The organism is Rhizobium leguminosarum (assembly GCF_001679785.1).
GTDB classification, from domain to species: domain Bacteria; phylum Pseudomonadota; class Alphaproteobacteria; order Rhizobiales; family Rhizobiaceae; genus Rhizobium; species Rhizobium leguminosarum_R.
On the sequence record NZ_CP016286.1, the window covers coordinates 4,026,725 to 4,041,951 of the forward strand.

Sequence of the window (15,227 nt, forward strand, 5' to 3'; positions counted from 1 at the left end):
CGGAGATGTGGCAGAGATAAAATCCCACGAATTCGAGACGTTCCTGCAGAAATCGGCGCGGAACTATCGGATTTACGTCATCTACGGGCCGGATCGTGGTCTTGTTTCCGAACGGGCAAGCCTGCTCGCCGGCAAGAGCGGTGTTGCTCTCGATGATCCCTTCTCGCTGACCAAGCTCGATATCGGCGACCTGCAGAAAGACCCCGGTCGGTTGGTCGACGAGGTCCAGTCGATCGGTCTGTTCGGCGGCGAGAAACTGATCTGGATCCGCGGTGCCGCCAACGAGAAATACCTCGTCGATTCCTTGGCACTGCTGGCCGAAAAACCACTCGAAGCCGCCAATCTGATCGTCGAGGCCGGTGACCTCAAGAAGGGTTCCCTGCTGCGCAAGACCGCGGAAGCCGCCCGATCCGTCATGACGATCCCCTCCTACGCTGATGACAGCCGCGCCCTGAATGCATTGATCGACACGGAGCTCGGTGCAGAGAAGCTCGGCATTACGCCGCCCGCGCGACAAGCGCTGATCGCGTTGATCGGCGGCGACAGGATCGCTTCCCGAAGCGAGGTGCGCAAGCTTGCTCTTTACTGCCGGGGCTTCGATACGGTCGAAGAACATCACGTTACCGAAATAATCGGTGACGCCAGCGCCATCTCGGTTGACGACGCCGTCGATGCCATCCTCGGCGGTGATCTCAACGCCTTTCTTCACGCCATGCAAAAAATCACCAGCTCGAAAACTGCAATTTTTCTCGTGCTGCAGGCATGCCTGAAGCAATTCCAGCTTCTGGATTCGATGCGCGCCGAAATGGATGAAAAACGGCTGCAGCCGCCTCAAATCATGCAGACAATGGGGCGGCATCTGCATTTCCGCCGCAAGCCGATCATCGAACAGGCGCTGCGCCAGTGGACCGCGGAAAGCATCGCCCGTGAATCCAATCGGCTACAGGCCGCTATTCTGCAAACCAGACGGCGGCAGGTGCTGGAAGACAGCGTGGCGATGCAAACGCTTCTGTCCACTACCCTTCAATCAGGCCGGAAATCCGCCTGACCAGCGCACGTCGGCCCAAAAAATCATAACCGATTTTCGGAAGCACTATGCCTTGTTTCAAGGAGTTAAAGCGTCGGTGCTCTAGAGCATGATGCCGAAAAGTGTGAGCGGTTTTCGGAGACATCATGCTCTCACTATATAATGTAGAACAGGACTCAGATTTTAGGCCGACCCGGCCTAAAATCATCCTGTTCTAGCGCCTCTCGAGCAAGCGGCAGATTTCCTCGAGCTGCTCTAGCGACTTATAGGAAATTTTGATCTGGCCACCGCTTGCCTTGTGATTGATCGCAACATCAAGGCCGAGCGCATCGGAAAGTGTCCGTTCCAGCGCCAGCGTGTCTGAATCTTTCTGATCTCGCCGCAAGGCCGCCTGCTGCGGCTCCGATTGGGCCTTGATATTGTTTTGCGCCAGCTTTTCCGCATCACGCACCGACATGCCCTTGGCAACGATCGTACGGGCAAGACTTGCCGGATCGGATGTCGAAACCAGTGCGCGCGCGTGGCCAGCCGATAGACTGCCAGCAGCAAGCAGATCGCGAACCGGATCAGGCAATTTCAACAGGCGCAACGAGTTGGCAACATGGCTGCGGCTTTTACCGATAATTTCGCCGAGGTCGTTCTGGGTGTAGCCGTATTCCGCGATCAGCTGCTCATAGCCCAAGGCCTCTTCGAGGGCATTGAGATCCGCGCGCTGCACGTTTTCAACAATGGCGATTTCCAACGCCGTCTTATCATCCACATCACGGATAATGACCGGAATCTCGATCAGCCCGGCAAGCTGAGCTGCGCGCCAGCGTCGTTCGCCGGCGATGATCTCATATCGATCCCGCGACATCGTCCGCACAACAATCGGCTGAACGATACCGTGTTGACGAATGGAGCTTGCGAGATCGTGCAGCTCCGAGTCATCGAAGAACCGACGGGGATTGCGGGGGTTGCGGCTGACGAACTCGATCGGGATCATTCTGTCGGCGCTGATAGTCCGCTCGGCTTCCACCGGGACAGGCTGATCCATTTCACCAATCAGCGCCGCAAGACCGCGGCCCAATCGCCTCTTTGATACATCGTCATTCATGATCTACACTCACCTACACCCCTAAAATGATATCACGCGGCCAGTCTTTGCCGTTCTCGCTGGATGACCTCGGAGGCCAACTGCAGATAGGCCTGACTGCCCGCGCACTTCAAGTCATAGAGAATAGCCGGCTTACCGTAGGACGGAGCCTCGGAAACCCGGACGTTGCGCGGAATTAACGTGTGGTAAACCTTGTCCCCGAGATGCGTACGCACGTCATTGACAACCTGCTGGGCAAGATTGTTGCGCGCATCGAACATCGTCAAGACGATACCCTGAATATCCAGACGCGGGTTCACCGTCCGCCGAACCTGGCTGACGGTCTCAAGCAGCTGGCTCAACCCCTCCAGCGCAAAAAATTCACATTGCAGCGGCACCAAGACCGAATGCGCCGCCGCCATAGCATTCATCGTCAGCAGATTGAACGACGGCGGGCAATCCAGAAGAATATAAGAAAACGCCACGGCTTCGGGCGACGACAGCGCTTTCCGCAATTTAAACACCCGATCGCTCTGCTGCGAGATTTCCATCTCGATGCCAAGAAGATCCATCGTCGACGGGACGATAAACAGATTAGGAACCGCTGTTTCGAGAGTCACTTCGGGGATCCCGCGATCACCGACCATCAGATCGTAGGAGGAAAGCTTGCGATCACGACGATCGATACCGAGGCCTGTGCTGGCATTGCCCTGCGGGTCGAGATCGACGATCAGGACGCGCTCGCCGATAGCAGCAAGTGCCGTTGCCAGATTGATTGCTGTGGTCGTCTTGCCAACGCCACCTTTCTGATTTGCGATGGTGATAATCCGATGTCGTTCGCCAGCCATTGCCGCAATATCCGATCTGTTAAACCAAGCGCCGGAGATTTGATATTTCCAAAATGACAGATTCCTTCTCGACGGCGCTCTTATGTTCTACCAGATCGAATTCCCACCGACCACGTGCTTTGTCAATTTCCTTGAGGTAATCCCGGCCTTTATGAAAGAAGCCACGACAATCTTCCTTGCCAAGCATCCATTGGGATGAATAACCGATGAGCCCATCAAGATCCGCAAGGGCGCGCGCAGAAATCGCACCACATTCGCCAACCTCCGTATAGGCATCCTCGATTCGAATGCTATGGACGCTGCCGCGCGCATGTGTCTCCCGTAGCGCTGTCCGCAGAAACGCTGCCTTTTTATGGTTGCTTTCGACCAGATGGACCCATCCACCTTGCAGCTCGGCCAGAAAAATCGCCGTAATAATGCCGGGAAAGCCGCCCCCACTGCCGAGATCAACCCAAGTAATCGGTTGAGGATGAATCTGAAAGACCTGGCTGCTATCAGCGATGTGCCGGTGCCACAGATCATCCAGTGTCGACGGCGCCACCAGATTGATTGCTTTTGCCCACTTCTGAAACAGCGCTGCAAAGTGTTGCAACCGTTCCTGTGTTTCACGTGAAACACGCAAACCGTTTAATTCCATTCTGAAAGACTCTCAAATCTTGTAATCAAGCGCTATGGCGCTCGGCAGAGGATAGTCGACGCAAGTGCACGAGCAGCAACGCGATTGCCGCCGGCGTCATCCCTTCAACGATTGCAGCCTGGGCGATATTGAACGGGCGAGCAGCACTGAGCTTGACCTTAAGCTCGTTCGAGAGACCGGACAGTGCGTCGTAGTTGAAATCAAGCGGTATCTGCCGCTCCTCGTCGCGTTGCTGATCGGCAATCGCCGAGGCTTGTCGATCGAGATAAACCGAATAGCCTGCCTCGATTTCCAGCGCCTCCGCAACTTTCCGTCCAATCATGCCGAGCTTATCCGGCCAAACATGCCGGAGCGCGGCGAAATCATAATTCGGATAGGACAATAAATCATACGCGGTTCGGCGCTGCCCATCGAGATTGATATTCAAGCCCGCGCGACGCGCCTCATTCGGTGTAACCGCCAGCGACTGTAACAGCGCCCGACTGGTTTCGATCTCTGCTTGATAGGATGTGAATCGCTGTATGCGCGCGTCACTGACGCAACCAAGCCGCATGGCCAGCGGCGTTAAGCGCATATCGGCGTTGTCAACCCGCAAACTCAGCCGATACTCCGCACGCGATGTAAACATTCGATACGGCTCCGTAACGCCTCGCGACGTGAGATCGTCGATCATGACGCCAATATAAGAACTCGTCCGGCTGAAATGGAACGGATCCGAATCGCCGCTTCGCAATGCGGCATTCAGCCCGGCTGCCAACCCCTGCGCGGCCGCCTCTTCATATCCGGTGGTGCCATTGATCTGGCCTGCCAGAAACAAGCCTCTCAGCCGTTTGACCTCCAGCGATGGAGTCAGCTCTCTCGGATCGACATGATCATATTCGATCGCATAGCCCGGTTGCAGTATTCTTGCCGCTTCGAGGCCGGGAATCGTTTTGATGAAGTCGGCCTGCACCTCCGCCGGCAAGGAGGTCGAAATCCCGTTCGGATAGACCGTGTCATCGTCCAGTCCCTCGGGTTCGAGAAAGACTTGGTGTCCATCCCGCTCTCCGAATTTCACCAGCTTGTCTTCGATTGACGGGCAATAACGAGGCCCGACGCCTTCGATCTGCCCGGAATACATTGCCGAGCGCATGATGTTGTCGACAATGATGCGGTGGGTCGCTTCGGTCGTCCTGGTGACCCCGCATTCGATTTGTGGCGTGGTAATCGTGTCTGTCATAAAGGAAAAGGGGACAAGCTCCTCGTCAGCCCCCTGTCGACCGATGGATTGCCAGTCGATCGTCTTTCCGTCCAGCCGGGCGGGTGTGCCGGTCTTCAGACGTCCCAGCCGCAGCCCAAGGCGGGCGAGGGTCGCAGACAATCCGATCGACGGCGCTTCACCGACACGCCCGGCCGGTGTCTTTTCCGACCCGATATGAATAAGACCGCGCAGAAACGTTCCAGTGGTCAAAACCACCGCCGGTGCTTTCAGTGCCCGACCATCCTTCATGATCACGCCGGCAACGCAACCATCGACAACGTCCAGATCAAACGCATCACCCTCGATGATATCCAAGTTCGGCGTCGCTTCGATCGCCGCCAGCATTGCCAGGCGATAAAGCTTTCGATCGGCCTGCGTCCGCGGTCCTCGGACAGCCGCGCCTTTCTTCTTGTTGAGCATCCTGAATTGAATGCCTGCAACGTCGGCGACCCGACCCATAAGGCCATCCATCGCATCGATCTCCCCAACAAGATGGCCCTTGCCCAGCCCGCCAATCGCCGGATTACAGGACATGACCCCGATCGTGTCCCGCCTATGCGTAATCAGAGCGGTTTTTGCCCCGAGGCGCGCAGCTGCGCTGGCAGCCTCCGACCCCGCATGGCCGCCACCGATCACAATCACGTCGAAGACATTATCCGTCAATTCAAGACTCCATATCCGGCAGGCGTTTCACGTGAAACCGTCCGGGGCCTTTGGCTCCAAAGGTTTCACGTGAATCATTTGCCAATACAAAACTCCGAGAAGATCACCCCGAGCAATTGTTCGACATCCACTCGTCCGGTAATTCTACCCAAATACTCCGCGGCAATTCGCAGCTGCTCGGTCCGGAGCTCAAGATTCACACCCGGCTGCGATATTGCCGCATCGAGCGCCGCTAAACATTTCGTGAGCGAATCCTTATGCCGCTGCCGGCTGGGGATTGCCATAGACAGGCCGGCAAAACGTCTCTCGACGATATCGCCGATCAACCGCCGTAATTCCGGCAGACCGTCACCCGTCGCGGTGGAAATCTGCAGATCATACCGACCCGAAGCTATTTCGGTCAGATCCTTCTTTGTCCCGACAGTAACATGCGGAGAGGACTGCTCCAAGTCGTCGGGGATCAGCGGTTTCGTCATGTCGATTAACAACAGGACAAGATCGGCATCACGGAGTGCCACGCGCGCGCGCCGCACACCTTCCATTTCGACTTTGTTGTCCGCCTCGCGAAGACCCGCAGTGTCATAGAGCTTGATCAGGTAACCATCAATGTCGAGATCAACCTGCAGGACATCGCGGGTGGTTCCGGCAATCTCCGTCACGATTGCGACGTCTCGACGCGCCAAAGCGTTCAACAGGCTCGATTTTCCAGCGTTCGGAGCACCAGCGATGACCACCTTGAAGCCGTCTCGGATAATCTCGCCGGCCGAAGCTGCCGCCAGGTGATCCTCGATATCGCTGCGAAGCTTCGCCATATCGGCCCAGACCGCATCCGATACCGACCCTGGAACGTCATCCTCGTCGGGGAAATCAAGTTCCGCCTCGATCAGCGCGCGAGCGCGCGTCAATCGTTCCGCCCACGAATCGTAAATTGCGGAAAGCCCGCCTGCGCTATGTTCGACCGCAAGACGTCTCTGCATTTCGGTCTCGGCGCCTATGAGATCGGCCAGCCCTTCCACCTCGACCAGATCAAGTTTGCCGTTCTCGAAAGCCCGGCGGGAGAACTCACCCTCGACCGCCATCCGCAAGCCCGGAATATCGCCAAGGACCTGAAACAGCGCCGCTAGCACGGCTCTGCTGCCGTGGATCTGCAGCTCGGCAACATCCTCGCCGGTAAACGAATTCGGAGCAGGAAAAAACAGCACCAGGCCGCTGTCGATCGGCTGATTGTTACGAGTCCGAATCGTTCGGTAAGACGCATACCGGGCTTCCGGAACGGATCCGACGAGCTTCACCAATATGTCTCTGGTCAGCGGGCCGCTGATTCGAACGACAGAAACACCCGAAGGCAGGGCGCCGCTCGATAGTGCATATATGGTATCGTTCAACATGGCCATATCGCCTGGTTCATCGGTTGGAATCGAAATCGATTCCTCTCAAATAGAAAAGCTGGCGGCATCGCGAGATGCCTCCAGCTTTAGGGGTGAATCCGGCTAAGGATTATGTGTTCATCGATTCGAAGAAGTCGGAATTGTTCTTCGTCTGCTTGAGCTTGTCGATCAGGAATTCGACCGCATCGGTCGTGCCCATCGGCGCCAGGATACGGCGGAGCACGAAGATCTTCTGCAGATCCTGGCGCGGAACCAGAAGGTCCTCCTTACGCGTGCCGGACTTCAGGATGTCCATTGCCGGGAAGATGCGCTTATCGGCGACCTTGCGATCGAGGACGATTTCCGAGTTGCCGGTACCCTTGAATTCTTCGAAGATCACTTCGTCCATGCGGCTGCCAGTATCGATCAGCGCCGTCGCGATGATCGTCAAAGAGCCGCCTTCCTCGATGTTACGCGCCGCGCCGAAGAAGCGCTTCGGCCGCTGCAGAGCGTTGGCGTCCACACCGCCGGTCAGGACCTTGCCTGACGAGGGAACGACCGTGTTATAGGCACGGCCCAAGCGCGTGATCGAATCGAGCAGGATGACAACGTCGCGTCCGTGCTCGACCAGGCGCTTGGCCTTCTCGATGACCATCTCGGCCACCTGCACGTGACGCACGGCCGGTTCGTCGAAGGTCGAGGAGATTACCTCGCCGCGAACCGAACGCTGCATGTCGGTCACTTCTTCGGGGCGTTCATCGATCAGCAGGACGATCAGATAGCACTCCGGATGGTTGGCAGTGATCGAATGCGCGATGTTCTGCAACAACACGGTTTTGCCGGTACGCGGCGGTGCGACGATCAATCCACGCTGGCCCTTGCCGAGCGGCGCCACCAGGTCGATCACACGTGGCGACAGATCCTTGGTGGTGGGAATATCGAGTTCCATCTTGAAGCGCTCGTTCGGATAGAGCGGCGTCAGATTGTCGAAATGAACCTTGTGACGGATCTGTTCCGGATCGTCGAAATTGATGGTGTTGACCTTGAGCAGCGCGAAGTAGCGCTCGCCTTCCTTCGGCCCACGGATCGGGCCCTCGACCGTATCGCCGGTTTTCAGCGAGAAACGGCGGATCTGCGACGGGGAGATATAAATATCGTCCGGGCCCGGCAGGTAGTTCGCATTGGGCGACCGCAGGAAGCCGAAACCGTCCTGCAGCACTTCGACGACGCCTTCGCCGATGATCTCAACATCCTGGCTGGCAAGCATCTTGAGGATCGCAAACATCAGCTCTTGCTTGCGCATCGTGCTTGCATTCTCGACCTCGAGCGATTCGGCAAATGCCAGCAGATCCGTCGGGGATTTACTCTTAAGTTCCTGAAGCTTCATTTCAGCCATGAAGTGACCAATACTCTTTTTAATTTCAAAGGGGAAAGGCGATGTTGGGTCGTATTCGGTACCGCGAAAGGGCTCGCAGACGACTGAACTCTACACACATGCCACGTAGATGAGATGCGCGGAAAATAGCGACTCGCAATCGCTGCCGCAAGAGGGCTGCTTAAAATGAAGCAAATTTAACCTGAGGACGATTTTCCTCAGAACGGCTTCACCACGACGAGGATGACGATCAGGATCATCAGCACTGTCGGGGCCTCGTTCATGAACCGCCAATAACGCGCCGAGCGGCGATTTTCATCCCGCTCGAACGCTCCGACGGCGCGGCTGAAGAACATATGAACAGCGGTCAGCAATACAACGAGACCGATCTTGGCTTGCAGCCAGCCGCCCTGGAATCCATAAACCGACCAGGCGAGATAGAGGCCGAAAATCCACGTCAGCATCATCGCCGGCGTCATGATGATTCGAAGCAGCCGGCGCTCCATCACCTTGAAGGTTTCCGACTGCACCGAGCCGGGCTCCGCATCGGTGTGATAGATGAACAGCCGAGGCATGTAGAACAGCCCAGCCATCCAGGAAATGACTGCGATGATATGTAGCGCCTTGATCCAGAGGTAGAGATTATCGGGGTTCCAGGCAAAAAGCCCGACCGCCATCAGCGCAAAGAAGGCCAGCGCAAAATGAGCCCGGCGCCGGGCGTAGGCGCCAGATCTCCGATCGGTTTGATTTTCCATCGTCACGCCCCGCCTCGCACGCGATCCACCAGCAGACGCACATGCTCTGGGTCGGCCTGCGGTGTAATACCGTGACCGAGATTGAAGATCAGCGGACCATTGCCGAGATGCTGCAGAATATCATCGATGCCTTCCTCCAGCGCCCGGCCGCCGGCAACGACACGCATCGGATCGAGGTTGCCCTGAACCGGTCCATCCTTTTGAAGTTCGGCCGCAAAGGCCAGCGGGACCGACCAGTCGAGGCCGATCGCATCAGCACCCGTCTTCTGGCGATAGGTTTTCAGCTGGTAGCCGGCGCCCTTGGCAAAGGCGATGATGCGAGCATGTGGCCGTTGTGATTTGACCGAAGCGATCATCCGCGCAACCGGCTTGATCGCGAACGCCTCGAACTCCTTCTCGCCGAGAACACCTGCCCAGGAATCGAAGATCTGCACTGCATCGGCGCCAGCATCGATCTGGGCGACGAGATAATCGGCCGATACGTCGGCAAGCAGCATCAGCAGATGCTCGAAAGCGCGGGCATGCTTGTAGGCGAAGAGACGGGCAGGGGCCTGATCCGGCGTGCCGTGACCGGCGATCATGTATGTCGCAACCGTCCACGGCGCGCCGCAGAAACCGAGCAGCGTCGTCTCCGCTGGCAACTCTTCACGCAGCCGCCGTACCGTTTCCAGAACCGGCCTGAGATAATCGACAACCTCTTCGCCGTTCAAACTGCCGATCCCGGCTTCATCGATCGGATCCATCTCCGGGCCATGGCCCTGCGTGAACCGGACATTTCGCTTCATTGCGTCTGGAATGACCAGGATATCGGAAAACAGAATGGCCGCATCGAAGCCATAGCGGCGGATCGGCTGCAATGTCACTTCGACGGCGTGCTCAGGCGTGTAGCAGAGATCGAGAAAACTCCCTGCCTTTGCCCGAGTCTCCCGATATTCCGGAAGATAACGTCCAGCCTGTCTCATCAGCCAGAGAGGAGGAGGGGAGAGGCTTTCGCCACTCAAAACCCTCATGATCTTTCGCCGCGTATCGCTCAAGCGCTTCTTCCCTATAAAAAAACAAAGATCTTTTAAAAGGTTTCTATTTCTTAGAGTCGGTGACTATCAAGGATTAAAATCCATCCACCGCCGATGCCATTTGTCGCGCGGCTGCAAAAGAACATTGGAAAGATTTGTCGATCTCGTCCGAATTTCGGGGAGAAGCTGAATCCGAAAATGATTCCAAATCCTTCCAGCTCGGCGATTTTTCTCATAACTGTGGATAGGCTGTGGACGAGCATTCAAGAAGCCTAGCCCTTCCCCATCGTCCACAGGGCCAATCGAAACCGATCCGCAGAATCCGAAATGTGGACAAGGAGGCATGTTTTCCCTTGCCGGAGACTGCCTCGCCGCCGTAGCTCTGTTTCATCCAGTCTTTTCAACAGGCAGCGGAAAATAGCGTGGAGAACAGAACGAACTTCTTTCATCTGCATCTGATTTCTGACTCAACGGGAGAGACTCTGATCTCCGCCGGGCGCGCCGCGTCGGCACAGTTCAGATCGGCGCAGCCGATCGAACATGTTTATCCGCTGATCCGCAATCGCAAGCAGCTGCTGCCGGTTCTGCAGGCGATCGATGACGCCCCCGGCATCGTGCTCTACACCATTGTCGACCGGGAGCTTGCGAGCCTGATCGATGAACGCTGCATCGAGATGGGCGTCGCCTCGGTGAATGTGCTGGAGCCGGTGATGAATGCCTTCCAGATCTATCTCGGCGCCCCGTCTCGCCGTCGTGTCGGGGCCCAGCATGTCATGAATGCCGGCTACTTCGCGCGCATCGAAGCGCTGAATTTCACCATGGATCACGATGACGGCCAGATGCCCGACGATTACAACGATGCCGATGTCGTGATCATCGGCATCAGCCGTACGTCGAAAACACCGACCAGCATCTATCTCGCCAACCGAGGCATCAAGACGGCGAACATTCCAATCGTCTATGGCGTGCCATTGCCCGAGAGCCTCTTCGTGGCGAGCAAACCGCTGATCGTCTGCCTGATCGCCACCACCGACCGTATTTCCCAGGTGCGGGAAAATCGTGTGCTCGGGGTGACGCAGGGTTTCGATCGCGAACACTACACCGATCGCGCCGCGATTTCGGAGGAGCTGAAATATGCCCGCTCTCTCTGCGCCCGCCACAACTGGCCGCTGATCGACGTTACCCGTCGCTCAATCGAGGAAACAGCCGCGGCAATCGTTGCCCTGCGGCCGAAGCTGCGCTAAGCGCTGACGAAAAGCCGGCACGCCGAGGAACCACCCATGACGCCGAAACTCATCCTTGCATCGTCGAGCTCCTTTCGCCGGATGCTGATGGAAAATGCCGGTCTATCCTTCGAGGCGCATGCCGCAAGGATCGATGAACGGGCCGTTGAAGCGCCGCTGGAAAAAGCCGGCGCTAAGCCTGATGCCGTGGCCCTCGTCCTGGCCAGGGCCAAGGCCGAGGAAGTCAGCAGCCGTTTTCCGAAAAGCCTGGTCATCGGTTCGGATCAAACGATGTCGCTCGGCGACAACGTCTTCCATAAGCCGAAGGACCTGGCCGACGCGGCTAGCCATCTTCAGGCTCTTTCCGGGGTAACTCACCGATTGAACAGCGCCGTCGCGATCGTCAGCGATGGCGTGGTCTTGTGGGAACATCTCGCCCATGCCGAACTGACGATGCGGCCGCTAACGGCGGAGTTCATCGACAGGCATCTGGCCCGGGTTGGCGAGCGGGCGCTTTCCAGCGTCGGCGCCTATCAATTGGAGGGGGAGGGCATCCAGCTCTTCGAAAAGATCGCGGGTGATTATTTCACCATTCTCGGCCTGCCGATGCTGCCGCTCTTAAAAGAATTGCGAGAACTCGGAGCGATCGATGGGTGATTCACGTGAAACATTGGGGCCGAAAGCATTTGTCACGGGCTTTCCCATCAAGCATTCGCGCTCGCCATTGATCCACGGATATTGGTTGAAGACGCTCGGCCTGCCAGGCAGCTACCGCGCTCATGAAGTGGCACCCGAGGCCTTTGCCGATTTCATTCACTCGTTGAAGGATGGCAGTTCCGGTTTTACCGGAGGCAATGTCACCATTCCTCACAAGGAATTGGCATTCCGGCTCGCCGACAAGCCGGACGCGCTATCGCGCGAACTCGGCGCCGCGAACACACTCTGGCGGGAGGATGGCGCCCTGCATGCGACGAATACCGACGGTCGCGGCTTCATCGCCAATCTCGACGAACGCCATCCGGGCTGGGACCGGCATTCCACGGCCGTCGTCTTTGGCGCCGGCGGCGCCAGCCGGGCGATCATCCAGGCGGTCCGTGATCGCGGTTTCAAGGAGATCCACGTCGTCAACCGCACCGTCGAACGCGCGCATGAGCTCGCGGATCGTTTTGGCCCGCGTGTCCAGGCCCATCCGGCCGGGGCGCTTGCCGAAGTCATGAAAGGCGCCGGCCTCTTCATCAATACCACCTCGCTCGGCATGGACGGTGAGCCGGCGCCGCAACTCGATTTCTCGCCCCTTGCAGCCGATGCCGTCGTCACCGATATCGTCTACGTGCCCTTGAAGACGCCGATCCTGGCCCAAGCGGAAGAGCAAGGATTTCCCATCGTCGATGGTCTCGGCATGCTCTTGCACCAGGCCGTGCCCGGATTCGAGAAATGGTTCGGCCAGCGCCCCATCGTCGACGCTGCGCTGCGCGCGCTCATCATAGCGGATATGGAAGCACACTGATGCTGAAGATCGGCCTCACCGGCTCCATCGGAATGGGAAAATCGACAGCGGCAAAGCTCTTCGCCGACGCCGGAATCCCGGTGAATGATTCGGATGCCGTGGTCCACGATCTCTATGCCGGTGAGGCTGCACCCCTGGTGAATGCCGCTTTCCCCGGCACGATGAAGGATGGAGCAGTCGACCGGCGTGAACTCGGCCGCCAGCTCGCTCTTGATCCTGACGGCTTCAAACGCCTGGAAGCGATCGTCCATCCGCTGGTTAGCAAACGCGAGGCGGAATTTCTGAAGCGACAACGCGCCGCCGGCGCCGACATGGTATTGCTCGATATTCCATTACTTTTCGAAACCGGCGCCGAGGCGAGAGTGGACGTCGTCGTCGTCGTCAGCACTGATCCACAGATTCAGCGCCAAAGGGTGCTTGCGCGCGAAGGCATGACCGAGGAAAAGTTCGACATGATTCTCTCACGCCAGACGCCGGACACGGAAAAACGGCGGCGGGCCGATTATCTGATCGACACCAGTCACAGTATCGCGACGACGAGGGGACGGGTGTTCGAGATCGTCGCCGACCTGAAAACGCGGATTGCCAAGGGAGATTTCCGGAATGCGTGAGATCATCTTCGATACGGAAACCACCGGCCTCGACAACCGCGCCGACCGCATCATCGAAATCGGCGGCATTGAGCTCTTCAACCATTTCCCCACGGGCAACACGATCCATATCTTCATCAATCCTGGAGATCAGAAGGTTCATCCGGATGCGCTCGCGGTGCACGGCATCACCGATGAATTCCTGAAGGACAAACAGCCTTTCGCGGAGGTTGCCGAACAAATCCTCACCTTCTTCGGCGATGCGAAGTGGATTGCCCATAACGCCACCTTCGATATGGGCTTCATCAACGCAGAATTCGCGCGGATCGGTTTGCCGCCAATCCTGCCGGAACGGGTGCTCGACACGCTGTCGATGGCGCGGCGCAAACATCCGATGGGGCCGAATTCGCTCGATGCGCTTTGCCGGCGCTACGGCATCGATAATTCGCACCGCACCAAACACGGCGCGCTGCTCGACTCCGAACTGCTTGCCGAAGTCTATATCGAGATGATCGGCGGCAGACAGGCAGCCCTCGGGCTCGGCATGGTCGGCAAATCCAACCACGCAGCTCGCGGTGACACGGGGATGGAAGACGACGTGGTGATTGCCGCCGTGCTCGAGCGGCCCCGGCCGCTCGCCCCGCGCCTCAGCCAAACCGAGGAGCAGGCGCATGAGGCGCTCGTCGCCAAGCTCGGTGAAAAAAGCGTCTGGGCGAAATACGCCAATCTCGATTAAACCGTCCTAAATTGAAAATGCCCGGGACCAGCCCGGGCATCCGCATCTCAGACAAGAAAGAGCCGGTCAGTTCGGAACGGCCTGAACCTTGGCGCGGGCCTGTTCTTCGGCAACGCGCTGAGCGAACATCTGCGTGAAGTCGATCGGGTCGATCATCAGTGGCGGGAAACCGCCGTTGCGGGTGACGTCGGCGATGATCTGACGAGCGAAGGGGAAGAGCATGCGCGGGCACTCGATGAAGAGAACCGGCAGCATGTGTTCCTGCGGGAAACCGGCAACGCGGAAAACGCCGCCATAGGTGAGTTCGGCATGGAAAACCGTCTTGTCGCCGTCCTTGGCTTCGGCATTCAGCGACAGCACGACATCGAAATCCGTATCGGAAAGCGGGTTGGCGTTGACGTTCACATTGATGTTGATCGTCGGCGCCTTGTCGCGGGCCTGCAGCGAACGCGGCGCACCGGGATTTTCGAAGGACAGATCCTTGGTATATTGCGCAAGGATCGAAAGGGTGGGGTTGGCCGCACCGTTGCTGTTGTTATCGTCTGCCATTGGCTTTTCCTCGAGGGGCATGGGAATGGTGCCGCCATCTAACATTTCAGGGAAGGGCTTACAACCCTGGGCGCTTGGCTCGGTTGATCAGCCGCAGTGCCTCAATCGCTAAGATGCTTGCCGGACCACGGCGAGTTGCGATCCGGCTCCCTATGATAGTCCTCCTCGTCGAGATCGACCACCTTCGAGTTCGGCTTGCGGTCGCGGAAATCGGATTGCGGACCGGAGGAAGAGCCGCCCTTGGCATTGACGACGACGAAGCGTTTGGCGATCGCCCGCCAGACGAGATCGCGCACCGGCGGAATGAGAATGAGGATCGCGATGATATCCGTGAGGAAGCCGGGAATGATCAGGAGCAGCGAGGCGATAACGTTCATCGCCGGCCGCAGCAGGTCGCGGCCCGGCATCATCCCATTTCGTCCTTCGCTCGACATGCGGCGCAAAATACCGATGCCCTGCCGGCGCAGCAGAACCACGCCGAGAACGAAACCCAGCATGACGAGAACAAGCGTCAGCCACAATCCGATAGCCTGGCCGACGACGACGAAACCGGCAATTTCGGCGAACGGCAGCAGCAGAATGAAGGCCGGCAGGATCGAAAAACGCATGTCCGTCATGTCCC

General features: G+C 57.9%; 16 protein-coding genes. 6 read left to right on the forward strand and 10 right to left on the reverse strand.

The features are described 5' to 3' along the window. The first annotated feature begins 7 nt into the window (after positions 1 to 7). The gene (gene holA, locus BA011_RS19620) at positions 8 to 1,048 is read left to right on the forward strand and encodes a DNA polymerase III subunit delta (protein WP_065281677.1); all 1,041 of its coding nucleotides are present in this window, start codon (positions 8 to 10) and stop codon (positions 1,046 to 1,048) included. Positions 1,049 to 1,241: 193 nt separating this feature from the next. Here the strand turns inward: holA and BA011_RS19625 are convergent, their stop codons facing one another. From BA011_RS19625 to hemE, 8 genes are all read right to left on the reverse strand, one after another. Continuing rightward, positions 1,242 to 2,123, reverse strand: coding sequence for a ParB/RepB/Spo0J family partition protein (locus BA011_RS19625; RefSeq protein ID WP_017962618.1), 882 nt, complete (start codon positions 2,121 to 2,123; stop codon positions 1,242 to 1,244). A 32-nt stretch (positions 2,124 to 2,155) separates the two neighbouring features. Then, on the reverse strand, positions 2,156 to 2,950 hold the full coding sequence (locus BA011_RS19630; protein WP_065281678.1) for a ParA family protein: 795 nt from the start codon (positions 2,948 to 2,950) through the stop codon (positions 2,156 to 2,158). Between the two features lie 19 nt (positions 2,951 to 2,969). Next, positions 2,970 to 3,587 carry a 16S rRNA (guanine(527)-N(7))-methyltransferase RsmG gene (gene rsmG / locus BA011_RS19635; protein ID WP_065281679.1) on the reverse strand — a complete coding sequence of 206 codons (618 nt, stop codon included), beginning with the start codon at positions 3,585 to 3,587 and terminating at the stop codon, positions 2,970 to 2,972. Positions 3,588 to 3,612: 25 nt separating this feature from the next. Next, positions 3,613 to 5,490: a tRNA uridine-5-carboxymethylaminomethyl(34) synthesis enzyme MnmG gene (mnmG, locus tag BA011_RS19640; RefSeq protein ID WP_065281680.1), complete on the reverse strand. Its 1,878-nt coding sequence runs from the start codon at positions 5,488 to 5,490 to the stop codon at positions 3,613 to 3,615. Positions 5,491 to 5,564: 74 nt separating this feature from the next. Next, positions 5,565 to 6,884, reverse strand: a complete 1,320-nt coding sequence (gene mnmE / locus BA011_RS19645; protein ID WP_065281681.1) for a tRNA uridine-5-carboxymethylaminomethyl(34) synthesis GTPase MnmE — start codon at positions 6,882 to 6,884, stop codon at positions 5,565 to 5,567. A gap of 103 nt (positions 6,885 to 6,987) precedes the next feature. Next, entirely contained in the window at positions 6,988 to 8,253 is a 1,266-nt protein-coding gene (gene rho / locus BA011_RS19650) for a transcription termination factor Rho (protein ID WP_012759538.1), read from the reverse strand. 197 nt (positions 8,254 to 8,450) lie between these two features. Then, positions 8,451 to 8,987 (reverse strand): protoporphyrinogen oxidase HemJ, encoded by a 537-nt coding sequence (gene hemJ / locus BA011_RS19655; protein ID WP_065281682.1) that lies wholly within the window; start codon positions 8,985 to 8,987, stop codon positions 8,451 to 8,453. Between the two features lie 2 nt (positions 8,988 to 8,989). Next, positions 8,990 to 10,021, reverse strand: a complete 1,032-nt coding sequence (hemE, locus tag BA011_RS19660) for a uroporphyrinogen decarboxylase (RefSeq protein ID WP_065281683.1) — start codon at positions 10,019 to 10,021, stop codon at positions 8,990 to 8,992. 401 nt (positions 10,022 to 10,422) lie between these two features. On the opposite strand from hemE, the gene BA011_RS19665 reads away from it, so the two are divergent. The 5 genes from BA011_RS19665 to dnaQ are packed head-to-tail and all read left to right on the forward strand — an operon-like array spanning position 10,423 to position 14,056. Then, a complete protein-coding gene (locus BA011_RS19665; protein ID WP_011649834.1) occupies positions 10,423 to 11,244 on the forward strand; it encodes a pyruvate, water dikinase regulatory protein in 822 nt (273 codons plus the stop codon). A gap of 36 nt (positions 11,245 to 11,280) precedes the next feature. Beyond that, complete coding sequence (locus BA011_RS19670; protein WP_065281684.1) at positions 11,281 to 11,880, forward strand: Maf-like protein; 600 nt, start codon at positions 11,281 to 11,283, stop codon at positions 11,878 to 11,880. Beyond that, entirely contained in the window at positions 11,873 to 12,730 is an 858-nt protein-coding gene (locus BA011_RS19675) for a shikimate dehydrogenase (protein ID WP_065281685.1), read from the forward strand. Before BA011_RS19670 ends, BA011_RS19675 begins: the two co-directional genes overlap by 8 nt. Beyond that, positions 12,730 to 13,341 (forward strand): dephospho-CoA kinase, encoded by a 612-nt coding sequence (gene coaE, locus BA011_RS19680; RefSeq protein WP_065281686.1) that lies wholly within the window; start codon positions 12,730 to 12,732, stop codon positions 13,339 to 13,341. Before BA011_RS19675 ends, coaE begins: the two co-directional genes overlap by 1 nt. Then, positions 13,334 to 14,056 carry a DNA polymerase III subunit epsilon gene (gene dnaQ / locus BA011_RS19685; RefSeq protein ID WP_065281687.1) on the forward strand — a complete coding sequence of 241 codons (723 nt, stop codon included), beginning with the start codon at positions 13,334 to 13,336 and terminating at the stop codon, positions 14,054 to 14,056. The genes coaE and dnaQ overlap by 8 nt, the downstream gene beginning before the upstream one ends. A gap of 66 nt (positions 14,057 to 14,122) precedes the next feature. Here the strand turns inward: dnaQ and secB are convergent, their stop codons facing one another. Further along, positions 14,123 to 14,605 carry a protein-export chaperone SecB gene (secB, locus tag BA011_RS19690; RefSeq protein ID WP_003544086.1) on the reverse strand — a complete coding sequence of 161 codons (483 nt, stop codon included), beginning with the start codon at positions 14,603 to 14,605 and terminating at the stop codon, positions 14,123 to 14,125. Positions 14,606 to 14,706: 101 nt separating this feature from the next. After that, entirely contained in the window at positions 14,707 to 15,213 is a 507-nt protein-coding gene (locus BA011_RS19695; protein WP_065282599.1) for an FxsA family protein, read from the reverse strand. Between the last annotated feature and the right edge of the window lie 14 nt (positions 15,214 to 15,227).

Excerpts from the sequence above, each read along its gene's own strand:
- secB (WP_003544086.1), bottom strand. The coding sequence starts at position 14,605 with ATGGCAGACGATAACAACAGCAACGGTGCGGCCAACCCCACCCTTTCG.
- coaE (WP_065281686.1), top strand. The coding sequence starts at position 12,730 with ATGCTGAAGATCGGCCTCACCGGCTCCATCGGAATGGGAAAATCGACA.
- mnmE (WP_065281681.1), bottom strand. The coding sequence starts at position 6,884 with ATGGCCATGTTGAACGATACCATATATGCACTATCGAGCGGCGCCCTG.
- dnaQ (WP_065281687.1), top strand. The coding sequence starts at position 13,334 with ATGCGTGAGATCATCTTCGATACGGAAACCACCGGCCTCGACAACCGC.
- BA011_RS19670 (WP_065281684.1), top strand. The coding sequence starts at position 11,281 with ATGACGCCGAAACTCATCCTTGCATCGTCGAGCTCCTTTCGCCGGATG.
- rsmG (WP_065281679.1), bottom strand. The coding sequence starts at position 3,587 with ATGGAATTAAACGGTTTGCGTGTTTCACGTGAAACACAGGAACGGTTG.
- rho (WP_012759538.1), bottom strand. The coding sequence starts at position 8,253 with ATGGCTGAAATGAAGCTTCAGGAACTTAAGAGTAAATCCCCGACGGAT.
- BA011_RS19675 (WP_065281685.1), top strand. The coding sequence starts at position 11,873 with ATGGGTGATTCACGTGAAACATTGGGGCCGAAAGCATTTGTCACGGGC.
- hemJ (WP_065281682.1), bottom strand. The coding sequence starts at position 8,987 with ATGGAAAATCAAACCGATCGGAGATCTGGCGCCTACGCCCGGCGCCGG.
- BA011_RS19625 (WP_017962618.1), bottom strand. The coding sequence starts at position 2,123 with ATGAATGACGATGTATCAAAGAGGCGATTGGGCCGCGGTCTTGCGGCG.
- BA011_RS19630 (WP_065281678.1), bottom strand. The coding sequence starts at position 2,950 with ATGGCTGGCGAACGACATCGGATTATCACCATCGCAAATCAGAAAGGT.
- BA011_RS19695 (WP_065282599.1), bottom strand. The coding sequence starts at position 15,213 with ATGCGTTTTTCGATCCTGCCGGCCTTCATTCTGCTGCTGCCGTTCGCC.